This is a genomic window from Paenibacillus sp. Cedars, from assembly GCF_003184205.1.
Lineage (GTDB): Bacteria > Bacillota > Bacilli > Paenibacillales > Paenibacillaceae > Paenibacillus_AQ > Paenibacillus_AQ glucanolyticus.
Window position 1 is genome coordinate 207,157 of record NZ_CP020864.1, and the last position, 22,342, is coordinate 229,498.

Annotated in this window: 20 protein-coding genes; 1 reads left to right on the forward strand and 19 read right to left on the reverse strand. The window is 42.3% G+C overall.

Annotation, left to right across the window (positions count from 1 at the left end):
- Positions 1 to 230: 230 nt before the first annotated feature.
- From B9D94_RS00970 to B9D94_RS01055, 18 genes are all read right to left on the reverse strand, one after another.
- Complete coding sequence (locus B9D94_RS00970) at positions 231 to 638, reverse strand: ThiF family adenylyltransferase (protein WP_148246188.1); 408 nt, start codon at positions 636 to 638, stop codon at positions 231 to 233.
- A 16-nt stretch (positions 639 to 654) separates the two neighbouring features.
- Positions 655 to 2,088: a hypothetical protein gene (locus B9D94_RS00975; protein WP_148246190.1), complete on the reverse strand. Its 1,434-nt coding sequence runs from the start codon at positions 2,086 to 2,088 to the stop codon at positions 655 to 657.
- 40 nt (positions 2,089 to 2,128) lie between these two features.
- Positions 2,129 to 2,848 (reverse strand): hypothetical protein, encoded by a 720-nt coding sequence (locus tag B9D94_RS00980; RefSeq protein WP_119851359.1) that lies wholly within the window; start codon positions 2,846 to 2,848, stop codon positions 2,129 to 2,131.
- On the reverse strand, positions 2,845 to 3,579 hold the full coding sequence (locus B9D94_RS00985) for a hypothetical protein (RefSeq protein WP_119851358.1): 735 nt from the start codon (positions 3,577 to 3,579) through the stop codon (positions 2,845 to 2,847). The genes B9D94_RS00980 and B9D94_RS00985 overlap by 4 nt, the downstream gene beginning before the upstream one ends.
- A gap of 15 nt (positions 3,580 to 3,594) precedes the next feature.
- A complete protein-coding gene (locus tag B9D94_RS00990; protein ID WP_119851357.1) occupies positions 3,595 to 3,951 on the reverse strand; it encodes a hypothetical protein in 357 nt (118 codons plus the stop codon).
- Between the two features lie 515 nt (positions 3,952 to 4,466).
- The gene (locus tag B9D94_RS00995; protein ID WP_119851356.1) at positions 4,467 to 4,940 is read right to left on the reverse strand and encodes a hypothetical protein; all 474 of its coding nucleotides are present in this window, start codon (positions 4,938 to 4,940) and stop codon (positions 4,467 to 4,469) included.
- Between the two features lie 66 nt (positions 4,941 to 5,006).
- A complete protein-coding gene (locus tag B9D94_RS01000) occupies positions 5,007 to 5,333 on the reverse strand; it encodes a hypothetical protein (RefSeq protein WP_119851355.1) in 327 nt (108 codons plus the stop codon).
- A gap of 301 nt (positions 5,334 to 5,634) precedes the next feature.
- Positions 5,635 to 5,988: a helix-turn-helix transcriptional regulator gene (locus B9D94_RS01005; RefSeq protein WP_119851354.1), complete on the reverse strand. Its 354-nt coding sequence runs from the start codon at positions 5,986 to 5,988 to the stop codon at positions 5,635 to 5,637.
- A 3-nt stretch (positions 5,989 to 5,991) separates the two neighbouring features.
- Positions 5,992 to 6,708 (reverse strand): metal-dependent hydrolase, encoded by a 717-nt coding sequence (locus tag B9D94_RS01010; RefSeq protein WP_119851353.1) that lies wholly within the window; start codon positions 6,706 to 6,708, stop codon positions 5,992 to 5,994.
- Positions 6,709 to 6,722: 14 nt separating this feature from the next.
- Positions 6,723 to 8,642, reverse strand: a complete 1,920-nt coding sequence (locus B9D94_RS01015) for an ATP-dependent DNA helicase (protein ID WP_119851352.1) — start codon at positions 8,640 to 8,642, stop codon at positions 6,723 to 6,725.
- A gap of 333 nt (positions 8,643 to 8,975) precedes the next feature.
- Positions 8,976 to 11,945 (reverse strand): Tn3 family transposase, encoded by a 2,970-nt coding sequence (locus tag B9D94_RS01020; protein ID WP_028598545.1) that lies wholly within the window; start codon positions 11,943 to 11,945, stop codon positions 8,976 to 8,978.
- 14 nt (positions 11,946 to 11,959) lie between these two features.
- Positions 11,960 to 12,877, reverse strand: coding sequence for a tyrosine-type recombinase/integrase (locus B9D94_RS01025; RefSeq protein WP_006211804.1), 918 nt, complete (start codon positions 12,875 to 12,877; stop codon positions 11,960 to 11,962).
- Between the two features lie 267 nt (positions 12,878 to 13,144).
- Positions 13,145 to 13,489: a hypothetical protein gene (locus tag B9D94_RS01030; protein WP_006211803.1), complete on the reverse strand. Its 345-nt coding sequence runs from the start codon at positions 13,487 to 13,489 to the stop codon at positions 13,145 to 13,147.
- A gap of 14 nt (positions 13,490 to 13,503) precedes the next feature.
- Positions 13,504 to 15,174: a serine-rich family protein gene (locus B9D94_RS01035; RefSeq protein ID WP_139787294.1), complete on the reverse strand. Its 1,671-nt coding sequence runs from the start codon at positions 15,172 to 15,174 to the stop codon at positions 13,504 to 13,506.
- 622 nt (positions 15,175 to 15,796) lie between these two features.
- Positions 15,797 to 16,459 carry a hypothetical protein gene (locus B9D94_RS01040; RefSeq protein WP_119851351.1) on the reverse strand — a complete coding sequence of 221 codons (663 nt, stop codon included), beginning with the start codon at positions 16,457 to 16,459 and terminating at the stop codon, positions 15,797 to 15,799.
- Positions 16,460 to 16,529: 70 nt separating this feature from the next.
- On the reverse strand, positions 16,530 to 16,913 hold the full coding sequence (locus tag B9D94_RS01045; protein ID WP_119851350.1) for a PadR family transcriptional regulator: 384 nt from the start codon (positions 16,911 to 16,913) through the stop codon (positions 16,530 to 16,532).
- 93 nt (positions 16,914 to 17,006) lie between these two features.
- Positions 17,007 to 17,768: a hypothetical protein gene (locus B9D94_RS01050; RefSeq protein ID WP_119851508.1), complete on the reverse strand. Its 762-nt coding sequence runs from the start codon at positions 17,766 to 17,768 to the stop codon at positions 17,007 to 17,009.
- A gap of 1,507 nt (positions 17,769 to 19,275) precedes the next feature.
- Positions 19,276 to 20,418: a hypothetical protein gene (locus tag B9D94_RS01055; protein WP_119851507.1), complete on the reverse strand. Its 1,143-nt coding sequence runs from the start codon at positions 20,416 to 20,418 to the stop codon at positions 19,276 to 19,278.
- A gap of 300 nt (positions 20,419 to 20,718) precedes the next feature.
- On the opposite strand from B9D94_RS01055, the gene B9D94_RS01060 reads away from it, so the two are divergent.
- On the forward strand, positions 20,719 to 21,066 hold the full coding sequence (locus tag B9D94_RS01060; protein ID WP_119851506.1) for a DUF4181 domain-containing protein: 348 nt from the start codon (positions 20,719 to 20,721) through the stop codon (positions 21,064 to 21,066).
- 359 nt (positions 21,067 to 21,425) lie between these two features.
- Here the strand turns inward: B9D94_RS01060 and B9D94_RS01065 are convergent, their stop codons facing one another.
- Entirely contained in the window at positions 21,426 to 22,256 is an 831-nt protein-coding gene (locus B9D94_RS01065; RefSeq protein ID WP_172963875.1) for an ATP-dependent DNA ligase, read from the reverse strand.
- Between the last annotated feature and the right edge of the window lie 86 nt (positions 22,257 to 22,342).

Genomic DNA, 22,342 nt, shown 5'->3' on the forward strand with positions numbered 1-22,342 from the left:
ACGTGAAGGGGGGCGCGTTATTCCCTCCTAGAGCTTGGGTTCAGGCAATCCAGCTTTAGCCATATCGTATCGTCTCACTCCCAAAGCACCCAAGTCCGACGTGGTTCCGTTCTTGTCGCTTCTTTTGTACCAGGCGATTGTCCCCCAGTCGGTTTCCCTCCGAGGTAAGGTATGGAGTGGCAAGAGGCTACACTCTTGGCAGGCTATCCTGTCATTCAGCTAAACGTCTGTTACGGACGCACGTTATCTACTGTTCCTATAAGCACCTTTTGGATTAATTGGGTTCTCTTGTGTCGGTAATCCGTTAAGGAGAAAAGTTTTTCTATTTGCTCGACCGACTCAACATAAGATTCTGGATATGATCCCAGTTTCAGCCCATAAGTGCCACCGTATCGCTTGGCCAGAACCTCGGATTTTTTAAGTCCAATATCTGAAGATATAAATGGCTGCCGTAGAATGTTTTTTTGTTCTACGATATCCGGATCGGCAAGCATAAGAAAGGAGCTTACTTCCGAGAACGCACTCATCATTTTCGTGAGACGTTGCACTGTATATCCACCATTACCACCGGCACCAATCAGTACGATGTAGTAGTATAGAGATTTGTATGTAGGAGTCAGCTTAAGAAGATTGACCATATTTATTGTCTCCTTTCTATACGAATTTCACTTTATTAACCCAGTCATTGGGATATTCTATGAAGTCCATCCGATTGTTGAAATGATGGCTTCTCAGATCCCCCTCAATAAAAACCTGAGGGTCAAGAGGTATGAACTTTCCAGCCAATCCAGCCCGCGTTCGGATATCAAAGAACACTTTGCCCGCTTGCCCTCTATGAATCTTACCGATCACCCCGTACAGCATAGTCCCGACTTCGTCATTATCATCGATCGAACTGAAATCCGCTAGCATTGTGTTATGCGAGTGGATCTCGGCAACTTTGATCATATGCGCGGGGAAAAAGGTGTAATTCGGATCAATCGAAGTTTTGGTCACGCGTTGATAAGGGACATCCAGGATGTATCTCTCATGTACGATATCAAAATAAAACACACCCATGACCTCGACGTTATATTCTGTATAGTCCATAAAAAAGGAAACAAGTTGAGCAAGAAGCTGTGTAGGGATCCTTGGTAACTTAAATTTGAAGCCAGATCGACATAGCTCTCGATATTCAGACTTTGGCAATTCAGCATCAAATTCCTCGAAACCTTCCCAGTAACATAGTTCTTCAAAAGAAGACTTTCCTATAAAGACTCCAATTGGATTTTCGCGTATTTCATAATACCCATCTTGAGCAGCCAGGTAGCTTATAGGCTCCTGGTGCTCAATTAGTTCTTTGGCGGATGAATAAAAGCCACGGGTACCATTAATGAAATATGCGCCCTTTTTTCCCCCGGTTACCATTGGAACGATGATATTCTTTTTCTCGTCCCATTCCATTTTAGTCCGTTGTTTCGATAGCTCGGGATAATCTTTTTCAAGCCGTTTCCGGACTTCTTCGAGTTCAAGTGTTGCCAGCTTGTCCACGGAGAAGAATTTTGTGATCGAAAGGTTTAGACCTGAGTAACAAATGAAAGTGGTATGATTAAAAACAGGCTTTTTCACTTCCTTCTTAGTTGCGTTCGACGGCGTTTTGATGTCTGATTTGGGTATTGAAGTATTCCCGCTTTCGCCGGCGAGCTCGCGCATGTCCGCTTCGCGTTCCTCTTCTCCTTCCTCTTTTAAAGCCTCTCTCTCCTCTTCATCCAAAGTGTCATTATTTCCAGCAGACGCCACGGAATTATTGGCATCAGTACAGGCATCTGGTGCGGGAGAAGATTCTTTTTCGCGTCCTTCCTTCCCCCTGTGCTGCTCTAGGGAGATTAATTTGGATGAATTCTTAATGCTTTGATTATTTTCGGCCGGAGCGGGCACTGTGCTACTTGGCAGATCACTTTCCTTTGATTCGGTCAAACCTGTGGTTCCCTTTTCAGACGATCCCTCCGCTTGTATTCCATTTTTCTCATCGTTTTGTTGAAGAGGATCTACAAAGTTACCACCAAAGTAAGAAAAAAGATCACTCTGACCAAAAAAATCGTTCGCCATTTCTATTCCTCCTATTGTCTATTATTATTGAGCCTAGTGCCTACACTTCCAAACCAACGATGCGATTAAACCATTCCTGAAGCGTAAGGTTTGTAGGTGCGAGATATTCTTGCGGAAATTCTCGACCTTTGATCTTGGTCACCAGTTCTCGATAACTCATCTTGCTTTTATTGGCGTCTAGGTAGTAACAGTCCGAGTTCGGGGAGTTGAAGAACAATTCCGGAAATGTGGAGAGCTGCGAGAATCGCTCTATATCCGGCAACTGCTGTCCGCCCCAGCAAACTTGAAAGTTACTTTGAACGTTTGTGTAAGGATAAAAAAAGACCATCGATTCCTCATTGGGAATGATTTGGTCTTCCAATGCCGCAAGATATACATGGACGATTGCCCATTTCTTTTCACGTGCCTGAAGTTCAAAGCCGAATACTAGTCTCGGAAAAGGAACGTCCTCCAAGATGGCTTCATGATAAAATGCCTTCCTAGTATGAGGGGACACTTCCAGGAACACAAACCTCCGAGATTTGGTCAGTTCAACATAGTGGAGTGAGCCTCTTGGCATAACAGGTGTTCGTACCATTCCGGTTTCTAGCGACTGCAGGATCGCACCGGCGACTGCCTCGTGGGTGTATATTCCTTCACCAACCTTCACGCCATTGGAATATTCCTCAATGATCGGAAGCGCGTAATGATCCCGAATCCGGATAACCAATTCATTTCCCGTCCTACCTTCACCACTGTGAACTGAGAGCACCTGACTCATGCAACTTCATCCTTCCTATTTATGGTCTCCTGGTCTAGAACATGGGTTAGTCTTGTCAGCATCATATCGAAAGTAAATGCGTCTTTACTCTCCATTATCAAATCAGCATGAAGATATTCCATGATCTTTGCAAAAACGATATCCGTCTTTTCACCGATGCCAACGTCTGGAACGGATCCAATCCTCTCTTGGACCTGTTTTAACAATTGAACATTACGTGCACCGTTTTGGATTTGATATTTATAATCACGAATAACTTGCTTTACCTCTTGCCGGATGTTTAACAAAACCTTAAGAAATGGAGACAGAATGCCATAGAAGCCGGTTAGGGTAATATGGATGCAGGAAGTGGCTACTAATCCATCCATATTGAATTCGAGATATTGGCATTCCTGCTTCAGCATTTTGTTGAACTTAGCAGCATAGTTATCACTTTTCTCTTTATCAACGATAGCGAAAAATAGAGCCATTTCCGGAAACGAGATCCGATATGTACTCACTTCCTCCCAGTGTTGATTTAATCCTTCGTATGTCTTCCTTACATCGCCAAATACTCGTTTAATGCAAGTGATGAAGATAGGATATTGATCTCCCCAATCATAACAATAGTAATTGATTGGTTGATTCACGATATCACACCCTGCATCGTGAATCATCTTCAACATGACAAGAGCATCGTAGGTTGCCTGCATTTGTCCGATCTGCTCGGAACAGAAGTAGGATTTCTCCATTTTCTAAACCACCCTTCAAAAAAATTGAACTTCCGAGACTTGATTTTCAGGGGCAGACCGTTTAAGTTCGGCAATAAGATTACAACTGTGCAAGTATTGGTGAATGGCATTGTCTTTGTTGACATTTTCAGTGCCTTCCTCAATGTGTTCATAGGATTCATAATTCATTGCATGATCTAATGCCTCCTTAGCATCCGCAAGAGAGAATGAATTCCAGTCGACATCCTTGCTGTTGTCCGAGTCATGTGCTGCCTCAATCGCACGGAAGAGTCCAATCGTAGGTGGTGTGATGTTGCTCTGCCCCGCCGATGAGACTTGGTTCAATGGGGGGCATGACAGGATCTCTTTGAGAATATCCAGGTTGATACGCATTTCTATTCCTCCTTGTTTTGGGCATAAAAAAGCCGTTGGAAACAAAAAAAGACACACCAACGGTTGTCTCTTGTTTCCAACGGCTTATTGTTAGCCTGATTTTTTTGACGGCAAATTGCCGCTACTCCCTCTCTTCACCGAATTATAGACGGTAAAGAAAAATACTCAGTTACTCGTAATAGAGTAAGTATAACACACTGAGAGATCCGAGTGAAGTTTTGAGTACCGTCAAATTAGGCAAGCTGCTGATACTATTTACATAAGTTCAGTTTCAAATTACATTAGATTATATAAGACAACAAGAAAAGCAATCCTATCATTGAAGCTGATAAGATTAAACACCACTTATATCCGGTCCAGGAAGATCAACCAACTCATTTAATCTCTCTTTTAATTTCTCCATGATTTATGAACATTTCCTTACTATATGATGCTTTGATCTTGCCTTTGTACCAGACATTAGCGGGGGGGGGGGGGGATCTTTTAGAAGGCATCCATGCCTGCCGTTATATATTCTAGTTATCCTCTTTTATCTTTACCCCGATCCCTATGTATTTCACTGTTCCTTCTTTTATGGTATTGTTCCAAGGCTTATTGTAACTATCGATAATTTCTTGAGTTTGCGGCCGGTAAATCTCCTCAACTACAGCCGACATCTTTTGATGAGCTTGATCGCAGAGTGGATCTGAAAAATAATTAACCGTTAAGGATGGTTGTAAAAAGGATTCAATATATGTTTCTTCGTTCGATGACGTTAAAATACTGATTTCATAAATTACATATGATCCCCCAAGTTTTGCATTGATCGGAGCATCAACAACCATTTTATCCGTGAAAATTACTTTTCCATTCTCGCACCAAACATAATTGAAACCACGGCCACTTATTCTTTTGTCACTTATAGATAAATTAAGTTCTGGATGCTTTTGTTGCAGAGCATCCAGCCATTCTTTGAGATCATACCAGGTACCTGACTGATTTTGACTCATTATGTAGTCGCACCTTTCATGTGTGAAGGATGGTGAATTCTGCTATTACAGAGGTCGCACCATGTATTATTCGTTACGCCTCGTCAGATCATCAATTATTGCATGCATTTGTTCATTATTCCATTCCTCTTCACTATTAATATAGTTGTTATGTCTTTCATAATAAACAGGATATTCCTCTAAGGTCATTTCTCTTTCAATAACTAACCCACCACATTTAGCCGCTATATCACTAGCAAAAACTTCCTCAATGAATGGAAATGCCAGTGACTCATCGCTTACAAATTCCAAACTAAAAGCATCTTTTAACGGGCTTATACGTTTCAATCCGCCTGCATAATACAGATCACCCAGTTCTACCAACCAGTATTTGAGATTAGAGCTTCTATCCATTTCTTCACTCTCCTATTCATTGTAGCTTTGAATGTATAACTATAATACCTATTTGAAGAATTTTTTACATAGCAAAAAAGTAGAAAGCGTTCCATACTGCTATAGATTATCAGCTACAAGTTCGGTTCTATAATCACCGCTCGTAGCAGTTGTGTATCTACATTCTTTTTCAAGCGAAAGTAGAACACTGGCATGGGATCGAACGCTATATGAAAAATTCGTCTTTAGACGAGCTAAGTTCAATGATCCATTCCATGACATGAGGCTACCAGCTACATCCTCAATCTATAACTTTTATGGTTTATCTCCCACTCTCTATTAGTACCGGTTTATTGCCTTTATATTCAGAATAACCTTTTACTCTAAGATCTCCAATATAAACAGAGTTTGCATAACTCAAAAGCATCATTCTAAGGATCAGAGCTTGAAGTTCTCGAGCCGAACTTAATTTGGTTTTATGTAGTATGCTGGTCATATGATTTTTTAGTGTGTGCTCGCGGATGCTCAACCGACAACCGAGATCCCGGTTATTCTCCCCATGGATGGCCAGAGCCGCTACCACTTCAATTTCTCGTGATGACAGTCTGTATGTATCCTTAATGTCCTGAAAAACTTGGTCCAAATTTGCGTTTTTGAATTTCATAACTAAACTCATACTTTAACCTCCAGTTAGATAGGAATCTATGAAAAAAGTAAACCAAACGACACCGACGGTTGCCCCCATACAAAGGTATTCGATCAGGGTGCCTTTAAATGTTCCAGTGCTCATAATTCGAAACCTTAAGACGAAGTGAAATGGGGGTAGAATACGAATACCACGATTCGTTAGTGAATCAGCAAGAATATGAAGCATGTAGGATAAACCTCCGGCTAACCAGATTGAGCGGTCGCCCGTTGCAAAAAATAAGATTAAAGTCCAGCCGGTTAATCCATATAGGGTATGTGTTAATCCTCGATGCGGAAGGAAAGGCACAATGATTAAGATCGCTCCAGCGATATAGTTCCAGGGTATGAACTGGTTGCCAAGTGTAAGTAGTCCGATACCGCAGAGGAACATGATCACATTCTTTAATCTTCGATTAGGCAGCATTGTGAATATCATTATGAACAGTGCCACCACAAAATTCCAAGGGGCAAATGGCTTCCCAAGAAAGCAAATACCAGCAGCGGCCAACAGTAAGAAAAGTTGAAATACTCGAATCACTGTTTTTGGAATTGCTCTTGAAACTAATAAAGAGTTTGGTTCATCAATATCAGGTAACAACGAACTCAGCGCGGCAACGACAACAACGGGAATTGTAATGGTGTGTCCGGTTAGTCCAAGTACAGACACGGATAGGCCTGTACTAATTACAAAATGAGCTCTTCCCATCATAAGTATCTGCTCCTTTAGATCGGTAGAATGTGTACCAAATCGGATACGGTCGATGAGTACTGACATTTTGGCAGTGATTTAATGATAAGTCCTTTGTATCGTTTGGTTCTCATTCGATTGTCGAGGATAATGACAGAACCTTGACAATAAACGGATCGATTTAGCCGCCCGAAACCTTGCTTTAGCTTAAAAATCATTTTGGGGAACATGTAATCGAAAAAGCTACTACGATCGGCTTTCTCCAGCAGCTCGATTTGGGCTTTGATCAATGGGTCATCCGGATGTGGAAACGGCAATCTGGGGATCACGACAGCGGTAAGGGCATCTCCAGCCACATCAACTCCAGTCCAGAAACTTGAAGAGCCAAATACGATCGTTCGCGGTTCATTCTTAAGATGCTGGATCAGTTCCTCCCTGTTACAGCCAGGATATTGGACCAATAGATGGTAACCTACCTCGCTGCAGTAATTCTGAAAATAACGAGCAACCTGGTTCATTGCCTCAAAGCTTGTAAATAGAACAAGCATGCGGCCGCCGGTATACATTGTAATTTCCTCCAACTTGTCTGCCGTGTACCGGTTAAATTCCAGGCTATTTGGATCCGGTGCATCATCGGGAACAATGATCATCGTCTTGTTCAAGTAATCAAAGGGACTCGAAACAACGACAGAATCATATTCCTTCACCCCGACTCGACCTGCAAAAAAGGAGAATTTCCCCCCATTGGACATGGTTGCGCTGGTTAAGATGACGGGAACCTTTTCGAACAAGCTTGAAGCTAAGATGACTTTAGGAAAAAGTGGAGCTGCATGCAGTGTGATGTGATCACGACCACGAACAGTTGCCCAGTAGGCCCAGGACCGTTTGGAATTACTACTTATAAAATCCAGATCGTCATTGCACTCGAAGAGCTTGTCCAGAATATCAGAGGCGCCCTTGACGTTCAGACTCTTCAGCTTATCAATGAATTCCTTTATCAAAGAGCAAACATCAGCAACATCGATTTTTTCATGAAGGAGTTGATACGCTTTATTTTGCATTCCATTTCCAACCTCAGTGTATACCTGATCGAGTTTTAACTGAATATCCTGACGAATCTGAGAAAACACGAGCTGCGTACGATGATCTAATTCTGTAAAGAAATCTCGACGGAATAGATGTTCGAATAATGATTCGAACCGGTTCACATCAGCAGATTTTTCGAAAATCTGGCAGCAAACGTCCTCCATTTCATGCGCTTCATCAAAAATAACGGCGTCATAGTTTGGAAGCGAACCATTTCCAGTCTTCCTTCGTATAGCAAGGTCAGAGAAGAAATAAGCGTGGTTGGTGACAATAATATGTGATTTATGCATCTTCTCTTTTAACTCTTCAAGCAGGCAGGACTCCGGTTTATTGATTGCCGGGCAGGTGCTTGCTGAAATTTTTTTCCACAAGCTATCTTCAACATCGAATCCAAGGCCAGTGCGGTCGTTTACGTGCTCTCGCGTGACTCTTTTGAATATTTTCTGTACGGTTTTGGATTCTTCCGTCATACTTCGAAGTGTTTCCTGCCATAGGCTCTCCAGTTTGGAATAGCAAACGTAATGGGATTTCCCTTTCACGAGCTGGTATTTTAAGTTCTGATGCTCCATTTTCAGTATCTGTTGTACGCGTGGGAGCTCTACATTTACGATCTGAGTCATAAGCGGGATCGTATGAGTACAAATAATGACAGTTTTATTATTTTCTACAGCCCACTTGGCTGCTGGAATTAAATAACCAAGTGATTTACCTGTTCCAGTGCCAGCTTCAGCCAAAAGGTGTTTTTCATCCTCCAGTGCTGCCCCTACTTTATTCGAAATGAGCATTTGTGGTGGGCGCGGCGAGTATCCTTTCACAAGTTTGGAGAGGTGACCACCGGCTCCCAGCGCACGCTGAATAAATTCTTCCACAAAAACCTCCTTAGTACTATGTATATATATTAATTAATTAATTAATATATATACATAGTACTATAAGGCTATAGAAAATCAAACTTTTTCATCTATTTATTCTCTGGAGTTAAATCCTGGAAATAAATAGAGCCATGTTCAATTTGAACACGGCCTATTTACAGCAGTTTTTATAACGGTCTATTATTGTTATATGTTATACCTTCGATATTTATATCTGGGGTACCGCCAACATTTTAACGATAATATACGCTAAGCCTTCGGATGTACCTGGCTTAGCGTTTTTTCTTACTCTAAGCCCAATAGTCCGGGCTACACCGCCCGGACTACCGATCACTCACCTTCCTGTTGTTTCAGCGGTCGTAATGAGTTGAGAGACGTATTCTGCTTGAAGTTGAATTTGTATTCACCTAGAAAATTGATGTGCTCCCATCCAAGGGGGGAAATGTGATTTAGCAGTTCTTCCTGAAGCTTACCTTGCTTTTTGCGGTGTTCAGTTGCCTGCTGGAGATAGACGGTATTCCAAACGCTAATTGCATTGATGATAATGTTCAACGCACTTGCCCGTTGGAGCTGATCTTGTAGCGCACGTTCCCGCAGTTCGCCATGTTTGCCGAAGAAGATCGCTCTGGCCAATGCGTTCATGGCTTCTCCTTTGTTCAACCCCCGATGGATTTTTCTCCGCAGCGCCTCGCTCGAAAGGTAATCCAGAATGAAGATCGTTTTCTCGATACGCCCCATTTCTCTCAGCGCGGTAGCCAAGCTGTTTTGTCTTGCATAGGAACCGATTTTCCCCATAATGAGTGATGCTGAAACGGTTCCTTCCCGGATGGAGTGAGCCAGCCGGAGTACATCGTCGTAGTTCTCTTGAATGATCTTTGTATTAATCTGTCCGCGAAGCAGCTTCTCCAATTTAGGGAAAATGGACGGTTTTCCGATAGCGTAGAGCTTGGAATCAGCCAAGTCGCGTAAGCGCGGCGCAAAGCGAAATCCAAGCAAATGCGTTAAACCAAAGACTTGATCGGTGTAACCGGCCGTATCCGTATAATGCTCCTCAATGGACAAGTCCGTTTCGTGGTGGAGCAAACCGTCGATGACGTGTACGGCATCCCGAGCGTTCGTATTGATGACTTTCGTATAGAACGTGGAAAACTGGTCGCTCACGAAGCGATATATCGTTGCTCCTTTTCCGGTCCCGTAGTGAGGATTCGCATCTGCGTGAAGAGACGATACACCGATCTGGACGCGCATTCCATCAGATGAGGAGGTAGTGCCATTCCCCCAATATGAAGGCAGCGCCAGCTTATGATGAAAATTGACAAGAACAGCTTGCGCTTTATTCATCGCGTCTTCGTACAGCCGCCATTGAGCTGTATTGGCCATTTGCCGATATGAAATGCTCGGCGTGGCTTCAGCCATCTTCGTAAGCCCGATGTTCGTTCCCATTGCCATAAGGGTAGCCATAAGGATTGTTGTTTCTTCCTCGTTCGGAGCGCGGTTACTGGAAGCGTGAATAAACTGCTCATGAAAATTCGTCCAGTTGGCTACTTCCATGAGCAGATCCGTAAGCTTAATTCGTGGTAGCAGCTCATAGAGGGAAAGACTGAAATTTCGGGATTCATCGGGAACATCTTTCTCCAATCGCTCAATGTGCAATTTCCCGTTCTCCAAATTTACTCCGTCCAGCTCATCGATGTGATCCGAAACCCAATTTAATCTTTGAAGAAGTGCTTCAATCCGTTCTTCAAGATATTCCTTTGCGGACAAACTGACGGCAAGCTTTGTAGCGTTAGGATCAATGCCATTCCAATCGGCTTTCGGAACAAGGTATTCCTCGAAATCCTTATGCTGACGGCTTCCGACTATGGACACGTCCCCGGAACGAACGTAATTCCGCAACTCTGTCAGGACAGCCATTTCGTAGTAATGCCGGTTGATCGTTCCGTCATCGTCGTAAACGTGCTTTTGCCAGCGGTTCGAAACGAAGTTCAGCGGCGCGCCTTCCGGAACCTTCCGCTTCCCGGTTTCATTCATATCCCGGATGATATCGACCGCCTTCATTAGCGGCTCTGCGGACTTAGTTGACCGAAATTCCAACGATTTTAGCAGCGTTGGCGTGTATTTTCGGAGCGCATAGAATTTCTTTTCTAACAAGTCCAAGTAGTCGTAATCAACTGGTCGCGCCAGCCGTTTAGCTTCCTCCACGGATGCGACGACCTGATCCCACGGCATGACGGCATCAAGAGCAACAAACGGATCAATGCCTTCGCTTCGGGCCTTAATAAGAGCGGCTCCAAGATCGGCAAAGTGAACAACCTTTTCGTTGATCGATTTACCGTTTTGCTTTTGAAGTTCCTCTTGGGCCTTTCTCCCTTTGGAAAGCAGTATCATAATCTGCCGGTCATGAATCTCGAAAGCCAGGTCTGTCAAATCCTGAATTAGTTCCAATAGGTACGCTACTAAAATCGCGTACTTTTTCGGATCATTAAAACGTCTGAAAGAATGAGGTTCGTAACGCGAACCGATTTTAGAAAGTTGACGTAGACGGTTCGGATGGATGCCTTTCGTATCGACTTGCAGCTGCAAGTCGCGTAAGTATTCGAGTTTTTCAATCACCTTCAAAAAAGAATCCGGAGAGCTAGTACCTGGAATTTCCCTTAACCATGCTAAGTAGGTTTTGCTACTTTCCGGCATGGTGGTTAAGACGCGATCCAGCTTAGCAATTTGTAATTCTGTCAGTGAACTGCTGAGCAGCTTGAATATTTTTTCTTCTGTTCGTTTGCGCGTTTCCCAAACGGCTCTTTCAATTGTAGCCATTGAAGGGAGAATGATTTTACGCTTACGTAAATCTTCGAGTGCGAGTTGAATCAGGTGTAAGGGATTGCCGTTTGCCATTGCATGGCTAAATAGATGCTTGCACAAAGAACGATATTCGCTCAAGGTGAATGTCTGGTAGCCATATTCTTTCCGGATCTCATCCAGATGCTCGTACTTCGTTGCTTCTCGGTCGCCGTAAGATGCAAAAGACTCCACATCGGCATTGATTTGCTTTGCAATATGACGAAGAATTTGAACCGGCACTTCTTTTGTATCAGAAAGTGTCCAGCCGAGATAACGAAGTACGCACAGCTGCACGGCAAAGCCGAGTCGATTATAATCTCTTCGCCGCTGCTGTATGATTTCAAGGTCATGCTGTGTAAATGTGAAATAAGTGCCCAATTCCCATTCGCCAAGATCAGGCGGTATCTGCAAATAATGCAGCCGTTCCTCCGGAGTTAGCAGTTCCCTTACTCTCGCGTACATCGTACTTCATCCCCCTATTGCCAAGCTATTTTTTCGACTTCCGCTTGCAGATCCGCACGGGTTGCCTTGACGTAAATCATCGTTGTGTCCAGACTATCGTGTCCCATAATTTGCGCCAAGCGGTGCAACGGCGTGTTTTCTGCCATCACATAGCCGAACCGGTGCCGTAGATCGTGGGCGCTCAATCCTTCGAGCCGGGCTGCTTTCATATATTTTTGAATTAAATGACGTAAAGCACGTTCGGTTAATCGATCGCCGGTCTTTTCAGATGGAAACAGAAAAGGACTGTGCGGAGGGAGTTCTGCCAGATATTTTTCTAAAGCAACTCTACACGTGGCGTTCAAAGGAACTTCCCTCTGTTTATTTCGTTTTCCGGATCGGACCGTAAGCTGACCACTACGTTTACCGATTTGAATATCTCCGGGAGCCAAGTCACACACTTCCATGCTTCGTAAGCCCGTGTGAAACATCACGATTAGAATCGTCTGATCCCGAAGAGAACCGCCATGCTCGGCCGCAGCAACCAAAGCAGCTTCTTCTTTGTCTGTCATCTGTCTGGGGCTTACCTTTTCTTCCGGAACCAATTTAACCGGCTTCGAAGGGTCGCGGCGAATCCTGGATTCTGACACGGCCCATTCAAAAAAACGTTTCAGGGTAATAAGCCGCCGGTTAATGGTCGCCGGTTTCAATTCCATTATTTTTTGTGCTGCTTCCCTATATCGCGTTAATGTTGGAGTAGCCACATCTTCAATTCGAAATATAATCTCTTCCTCTTGGTGGTAGGCGGTCTCAAACCAGCCGATGAAATGTTTTAGGTCGCTTGCATACTCTTTTAGTGTTTTGGGATTCAAATCTTCGTGGGTGGTGAGAGCGTGAATGAAGTCCTGAATCGTCTGATCGCCCTGTTCCGAAATCCCCGGTGTTTCTCTCATTAGCAAAGCCTCCAAATCTTGTCTTACATTAGCGGACATGATATTCTTATTTTAACCGAAACATTAGCGGACATCAAGTGTATGCTTTGAAAACACCAAATGACCGCTAATCTTAATTAGCGGTCATTTAATATTAGGAGATCATTCCTTCATGATGGTTCGTAGAGACGATTTGCGCAACCGAGGAAACACTCGTGCAGCAAATGAATCGGCAACGAATCGCGCTATAGGAATCGTTTCTGCGCGATACTTCACGAAGCATATTTTTTATTTTAATATCAATTCGATGATGTTGCTTGTTTTGCCACCGGATGACGAACTTTTTTGACGCATTGTCATCCTCCCTGCACCTGCCATTTCCACGAGAATTTGCCCGATGGCGTTTGTGGTATCAATCACCATGTTTTTGATTGCTTTAGGTTCCAGCGTCACCCCGTTGTCGATGGCTGTGCCATCGATCACACTTGGCAATACATTGCCGTTTGCACTGTCTTTGACGACCATGTTAATATTTTTTTCTTCGTCGCTGCCATTGTTGATCGCCACCGAAAGTGTGGTTTCTCCGTTTTTGCGAGACATCGTGAACGTGGTTTTTGAACTGTTTTCAAGCATGGGTAAACGCCTCCTTAAGCGATTGAATTATTTTGGTTTAACATATCAAAAATGCGCTGTTGTTTATTTTTTTCATCATCGAGCAGTTTGGAAATAATCCCTTCCAAATTCGTCGTCCCCGACGTGCCGCAGGTACAGCCGCTTGTTGATCCGCTAGAAGGCTGACAGTTACAGCAGGTACGGCATTTGCAAAACAAAAGCAATAAGGCTAAAAGCACGGAATTGTCGCTAATTTGAATTTGATTGCCAACGGTGAAGTTGTTGCCATTGGAGACGGTGTTTGCCGAGTTGTTTGCCGAGCTCGCTAACCCGTTTGCCGTGCTCACTAAGGCGCTGTTGTAGTCAAAGGTGTTGTTGGATTCACTGGTATTCGTGGATTCGTTGGTGGCGCAGCTGGTGGAGTTTAACGTGCTGTTGGCGGTGCTTGCGTTGTCGTTCGTTGAAGAGTTGTCAGCATTGGAGGTATTGGTGGTAGTATTATCGCCTGTCGACGCTGTTGCTGTAGGCGTAGAGGTGTTATCACCTGTGGTGGCAGTGGCACTGGTTGTGGATGAATTATCGCCAGTGGTTGAGGAACTGTCACCTGCACTCGATGTAGCATCTGTATCCGATGAGTTTGTTGCAGGACCACTTGTTGTGGTTGACGTATTATCACCATTCGTTGATGTGCTATCACCTGAGCTGCTGGTGGCGTCCGTATCCGATGAGTTGGCCGCAGGACCACTACTTGTGGTGGAGGTATTATCTCCATTGGTGGAGGTACTATCACCCGATGACGAAGTGCTGGTGGCGTCTGATGCGTTGTTCGAGCCGCTAGTTGAGGTTAATGTATCGGTCACGGTAGCCGAACTATCATTATCACTGTTGTTGGTTGCACCACTGGTGGAATTAACCGTTTCGTTAATGGTAGAGTCACTATCGGTATTAGAGGTATTGTTCGAGCCGCTTGTGCTTGTTAATGTGTCATTGACAGTAGCCGAACTATCATTATCACTGTTGTTGGTTGCACCACTGGTGGAATTAACCGTTTCGTTAATGGTAGAGTCACTATCGGTATTAGAGGTATTGTTCGAGCCGCTTGTGCTTGTTAATGTGTCATTGACAGTAGCCGAACTATCATTATCACTGGTGTTGGTTGCACCACTGGTGGAATTAACCGTTTCGTTAATGGTAGAGTCACTATCGGTATTAGAGGTATTGTTCGAGCCGCTTGTGCTTGTTAATGTGTCATTGACAGTAGCCGAACTATCGTTATCACTGGTGTTGGTTGCACCACTGGTGGAATTAACCGTTTCGTTAATGGTAGAGTCACTATCGGTATTAGTGGCGTTCGTTGCCGTACTTTGGTTATCGACTTTTTCGAAAATTTTCGAGTCGCTGTCGCTTTCCGAATGATTTTTAGCGCCACTTTCGCTTGTAAGTTGATCGTTAATGGTGGATCCGCTGTCGTTATCATTTGTGCTTGTGGCATTACTAATGGCATGAGCTTGGTTTTTAGCAAGGTTTTTAGCAAGGTTTTTAGCAAGGCTTTTGGCAATCGCCTTGTCGATCGCCTTGGCTAAGGAAATCGTCACTTTGACAGGCGGCTTGCGGTGTTTGTGTTTTTTACGATGACAGCTACACGCTGTTTGCTGGGAAGATTTTTTTTTGCAGGTTGTTTTTCTTTTTCTAAATTCCTTTGTCATTACTTCTATCCTCTCCTTTGATGGGGGTAGTTGACTACCCTTTAGTATATTTGCCTGCTATTAACTCGGAAACGGCGAATCTACCTATAAATTTTTGTCCATCTATCAAATACACAGAAAATGGGCAAAAAAAGACCTTGTCTCGCTCTCGGCAAGACAAGGTAAGGTCCATGACAAAGGAGGTGTAGCTACCCTATGTTTGATATATGCAGGAGGACGGGTTTTCGCTCCCCTTGCCCTGGACAGTCAACCGGGGTATTGCCAACAAAACGCGGAAAGCGTACGCTAAGAAACCTTGAAATTTATTAGCCTCAATCTATCCAAATGATTCCATCCAAAAGAAGCAAACCCTCCCTACTTTGCAAGGGCTAGGGGGATTACCAAGAATATAAAAGAGAAAAGAATCGGAAATAAGATCAACCTCAAATAGTCGGTGATTCCTTAAGTATAAGAAACGTTGGCTTTTTTATATAGAAAAATCCTTAGAGTATATTTTCGTCAAAATGTTGGATGGACCCCTATCTATATTCAAGATTCATCTATAGTTCTTGAAGGATCGATCGGAAAAATTAAGATCGTGTATGATCTTATTTCCGTCACGGGACTGGAGTAAGCTCATGAGCTACTCGCGTAAAAAGGCTTTGAGATACTGCTCAGGGATCTTTCTCTTGTAATGATCCGGTAGATGTTCAAAACAATATACCATCTTGTTTCTATTTAGATTCGGTACCTGCTTTAGCAAGTCCCATTCATCCGCACTTAAAGTCTTATGACAACCAGCCATAATGCACTTTCTCTCAACCTTATGATTTGGATTTGCCAAACGTACCTGGTTCTGCCCCTCTATAGACGGATCGCTGTCCAATAGGTGCCGAATACCTGGATTACCTCCCCAGTCCATCTTATTATGTGGGGCAAGGTCCCTCCAACCCATCTGCCAAGTGTCTAAGGCATCGACAAATGCACTGGCAGCAGCTTGATCTAGTGTATTGGAGATTTTAGGGCGCCCTTTGCTATCGCTATCGATATATGCTAAACCGTATCCGTCACGACTGTGGTCACCGATCGTAACCGTGACTATGACCTTCACATATAGATGTTCAAGGTTGATTTCAATGTCTTTTATCGATTTATTCCACTTCCCTTGAGTGGCTGCCTCCAGCCTATCCGTATAGATTTGATTCGGTATATAGGCTTTATTGTTATCGGATCGAAACTTCACAGTACCATTTGGAAACGATTCCTTCAATCGAAGAATAATTTCCGAGTAACTCATCTCGTCCATATTTTCCTCCCCGAGAATTCTTCTCTAACTTCACGGCCACATCAACTTATGGGGATTCCCTCAGTCTACATTAATTGTATCGCGCTATGTATTTTTCGAAATTCGAATATACTTTCCGCGCCAGCCGAACCCGCTCCGGTAGCTCCCGCAACATCTGCATCAAATATTCGTTACCTGAATCCGTGATGCTATAGTAGCGATTATACCGATCATCGCCCCCCCATTCTCGAATAACATGTCCATTCTCAGCCAGTTTCCTTAGCCTCGCGCTAAGGTATGAATCGTTCACACCGATTCCGCCCAGGATAGCTGCGATTTTCTTATCCAGTTCACTGACATAAAGCTGTTTACCGTCCTGAAGTTCCGATAATACTACGAAATCAATCACCTGCTGCACTTTAATGACGTAACCAAGTGTACCTTCTTTTTCAATGGGATTATCGTCTCGAGGCATAGAAGATTCTCCTTTCTATTGTTCGATAAATGAGCGCTATCAATATAAATGTACTATGTGTATGCGTAGTGCACCTTTCTCTAATGAATAAGTCTAAACCGGGTCAGATTTTAAGAATTGAAACTTGGAGCAGGTAAAAAGGGCTTCTTCAAAAGAATTATGGTATAACTCCCCTGTCTCCTCGTCGATGTTAAATGATGCGGTTTGATTGATTTGAACGAGAACACCGTTAGCATTTTGCTCTAATGCCTGATTTAACTGCTTTTGGCTAACATACTCAAACGCTTCAGGAAAAGTGTGGCGGAGCTCTTCGAGCTTATCTTTGATATAGTTAAACACGGTTTCTCCGTATTCCATTACTCTCTCTTTACTTGGAAAAGTTCCTTTGTGGGTTACTTCGTTCCTGAATTGAGTAGTCTTATTGCTTAACATATCAGGGGATTTATTAAAAGAAAGCAGATATAACATCATATACGCTCCAAGTTGACGTTCTGATTGCTGGGACATTTTCTTCCAAGTGGTTAAGTATTGGGAATTAAAGTTGTTTCCCTCATGGGGTTTTCCAAAGTTGTTTTTTAATGCAGCTGTCATAACCTCAATACTAAACTCGTGAAAACGTTCAACAGCGACAGCAAAATTGGTTGCGGCTTCACGGCAGTAACCATCATTCAATGCGTGTAGTCCCATGTCAAAAAGCAGCTCGAACCTTTGGTGGGTTAGTATCAATACACTGGGGTGCCCTTTAGGACAAGTAACAGACTGAATTATGATTTCATCAGTGATGTCGAACATGAAATAAGATTCATAGTCATTTTCTAGGATTTCGCAAACAGTGCACCGTGTTGAAATTCTCATTCAAACGCCACCTTAAAAAAAGTATGATTTACTCATGAACTAATTGTATCATGGTATAAAGGCAGACTCAAAGCGTGTTTTTACTATCCGTGTTTGCACGGATTCGCCTCCCCCTCTCCCCTTCATACGTCGCACTCTCACATCCAGCCCCTTTTATACCATCCTTCTACTCCTTGGGTATCTAGATTCGAACCTAGTTGCAAAATTTAAATCTGCTACTTAATTCGTATTTATTCTTCTGCCATGTACGTACTTAGCTGCAGATTTAAACTTTGCCTCTTAATCCGAATTCAGTAGCAGATTTCCGACCGCCGGGGGGGCCGCGCGCGCTGCGCGAAAACCGGGTTGAAAAGGTGACCAAACCCACAATATAGGGATCCGAAAACAAGATACATCAAAATCGTCGAAGGTTTACGAATATCCGGATAAAAAGGAGCGGGAGCCATCTGTGGGACTGTGGAGGTCAAAAGTTAATCATGAAGTTATGTCTCTAGGGTGGAACAGCCGACCGAACGGCAGATTGGTGATGACGATAGGCGGTGGAAGGAAATGAAGCGGGGAATGGTCGACGTGAGGGAATAACCGTGCAAACACGCTTAGTGAAAACACGAATATTGATATATGCAGTCATCCTTTCAAAAAGTACTTGCCCTGTGTTCATACTTCATCGATCCTGGTCCCCTTTGATAAGTTTCGCGTGTATTCAAAAAACTGAATACTAATCTATTCATAAAACTGAACACTTTGTGGTATTATGGATGTATGAGATAGATATCATATATACGCTGTATATACGATATCATTAGGTATTTTCCGAATGGTAAGTACCTATAATAAAAAAAGAGCCCACACCGATGCAACGGTTAAGGCTCTGAAGAACAAAGGCTGTGGATTGTCCACGGTATGTGCTTGTTCTATTCTTTTGCGAAAGACCACCTAGCCGCCAAGCTAAGAGGTGGTCTTTCTTTTGTTTGGCTTCCGACGAGTCCAGCGGTATAACTTCCGCAGGCTGAGAACGATGCTCAAGACTGCTGCAATACCCTTCAGAATGTCTAGTGCGATCACAGGCGTCACCTCCTTTATCATGAGGCTACATCCGTGATCGCTCCACCGCACTTTGTCCTATTTATATTATAGCAAGTTATGGTATTATCCGACACCTAGATATTCCAAGAATAACTGCGCTCCGTTTGAAAGACATACTATTTTGATAGGTTTTTTCTTCATATACATAATCTAATCAGTATTTTACTTTAAGATTTTGCTATATTATCAAAATCGCCATAGATGCTTTCCAAATTTACACCTAAAAAATTTAACTCTTCAAGGATTGTTTCACTATTTTCAACTTCAATTGTTATGTCTGGAACAATAGATTGATAATTCAATACGCCATAGTTATAAATTTAAGGAAAGAACATGTATGAATTTACAGTGTTTAGAACCTGTCGAATATTTCGACTAGTCCATAGTGTGGTTCCGAATATAGGAAGCTCAAGGATGGATATCAACAAAATTGCTCGATTACTTTCTCTGCCAGTGATTGAATTATTGCATTCCAATGATAATCATTAGGTGAAGGGTCAAGTATTTTAGGAACATTCAAATCAAGTTTTACATCTTTCTTTCCATGTACAATACTATTTCTATATTCATATAGTTTTTGTGAAAATGTAGGAATATCATTAACCTGAATAAGTCCGTCCTTATACGCTTCATAAACTATACTATCTATGTCATATAAATTAGATAACAGATTCTCTAAAAGAACATTTTCCCGAGTACCGTACAGTTTTGTTATTGATTCAACGAATGTGTCAATTTTATTGGCTTGATTGTAATTATCCACCAATCCTTGAATTTCCGACTTCTTGTTGATTATGAAAAAATATTCAAGAACTCGGTAAAAATATAGTGGATCGTTTAATTTTCTGCCTATATTATAGAAAGCGATAGGTTCAGTGTAATTAAATGCTACAAAATCATAACTCTCAGGTTCATCCACTGAAGAATCATTCCATAGATAATTATCACCTTCAAACTCAAAAGGAATTATTTGTGGGTAGTCTCCAACTAACTCAGGTGGATCATATTTTGCGATAAGAAATAATGCCTGTTGAAGTGTTCTTTCTAAGTCAGTCTTATCACAACCAACTACCCTTAATGTAAATAAACCCTCCCACCCATCAACGAAATTATCATCGTTAGTAAAATGATTAAACATTAATCTATATAGGCTGCTAGGCACGGCTATCTCTATCTCCACATCTCCAATTTTAAACTGATTAATTTTGGGAGTCTTGTAGTAAAAGTAATTTTGATAAGTGAGGAGAAACTCACCATATCTTTTATAGTGATATCCGCAAGATTCAATGAACAAAAATCCTTTATTGAATTCCTTAAAATCATGATCGTATAGATCCTCTATTAGACTGCTATATTCGTTGTCTTTATTAAGTTTTGCACTAATATATACTGGAAGTTTTTTTCTGAGATCATTCCAGTTAATCACAATTTTCAAATCACTCTCTTGACACATAAGTATAAACTGCTCTGAATCAAGCCTCAAGATTTCAAATACTTCAGAAAAATCAGGAATATGTTCAGAAAAGTGTGATTCTAATTGTGAGAGTATTTCTTGATTAATCATAATATCCCTCTGTTTAAGTAATTTAGTATATTAACTTAAGTCTAGCATTAAGGAGTAATACTTCACATCAAATTTTTCCATGCCACAAAAATAACTTCACGATGTAGATGTAAGTGCTACTGTAATATTAGGAAAAAACGACTTGTTATTTGGTGTAAATATACCCCCATAGATTTGTTATGAATGTTCAGACATATGTACAAAACATCGAATTTGGTACATATGTCTATTGATGCATGAAAAGTTTGTATTAGTGTAGTATATTTGAACAAATGGTAAAAGAAGGTGAATGTGATTCTAATGAAATATATTTTTACTGTTGTATTATTTATTGCTGCTGTTATTCAACTGGTTCTGGATAAAACTATCAGCAAAACAGATGAGAAGATATCAGATACGGATGGTGTTATCCCATACAGGGGGTTCGTCGTGTTTGGGGCAATTGCGATAATTTTGTCAGTTATTTTTATTAAAGAACCTCCTTATAATTATGTTTCGATTGGGGTATTACTCACTCTAGTGTTCGGTGTTCGAGCAATATTTCAATGGAAATATATTCGAAATTCAAAAAAACATATTATTTCACTATCGATGATGGCCTTATCTGTAATTGGTACAACTCTTTACGCTTTAACTGTAGTGTGGTAAATCGGGGATGCCAAAGATCTTAAACTGTTAGTATGTCTGTATCAAAAAGTTAGATGTATCTTTAAGCCACACCGTCCAAATAAGTTAATTTACTGCCCGTGCATCCCGCTTCTCAATGACATGTCGAATCCGTATCCAAATTTACACCTGAAAAATTTAACTCTTCAAGGAATGTCTTGTCCAACAGTAGATATAGTATGTTCAGATGTCATGGATTTTTCCTCTCTATAAATCACATAGTTTTCTCAAAATTATAACTTATAACACCCCTTCTGTGTCATTAATATGCTGTTAAAGGATACTAAGCTCCTTGTATACTATAAAAAAAAGAAGAACCCACCGGGCCCTTCTTTTTTTATTTAAACGACATACTCCAGCACAGCTAAACGCATCTTTCCAGTGCTCGTCCAGTTTCGAAACCGAACACCTATCTGTACATGGGGTTCGACAAAGACAAAATCTCTCGTCTCTCGAATTATTTTACGCTGCAGCAACGGGAACACTCTCTTACGTACGGTCTCGGTTAAACCGTACTCAACAACCCCTACCGGGATCAAACGATCATCTTCCTTAAGGGCAATGGACCAGGCTAGTTTTTTTCGAGAATATCCGGTGACAAAGACCGTTTCCCGGCTGTAGCAAACAACACGCTGCCAAACATCTCTCCTCGCCCCCGAATAATATCGGCTGTTCCGGAGTTTCAGTACAATGCCCTCCAGGGCCGCCCGCTCAACAGCGCTGTAAAAAGGGATGAAGTTATGATCAACATACCGAATCCTCTTGATCAGATCATTCTCTCGGAGAGTTTGCTCCAATAACTCTTTCCGGTCCATTAACGGCAGCCGGCGGACATCCTCGCCACATTTCTTCAAAATATCGAAAGCTACGAAAGTTAGACCTGGCGAGGGAGCGGGAGTTCGGTTTTGCATGAAACGGCGCATCATGGCTTCAAAGTTGGGCTTACCGTCTGGATCCGATACAATGAGCTCGCCATCCAACACAGTTCCTTTCGGGACGGCAGCTTTAACCCCACTCACGATTTCCGGAAATTTAAAAGTGATTTCGTTATTGTGCCGCGTATATATTCTCGTGTGATGATCGATTTCTGCGACCGCTCTGATGCCATCCAGCTTTAATTCGGCAATATATCGATCGTCCTCAAACGCTTCTTTTGTATCTGCTAATAACATAGGTTCAAACTCCATCAAAAACTCACCACCTACATATAACGGTAGCATGCGAATTTTCACAATCCTACAGGTATATGTTGGTCAGT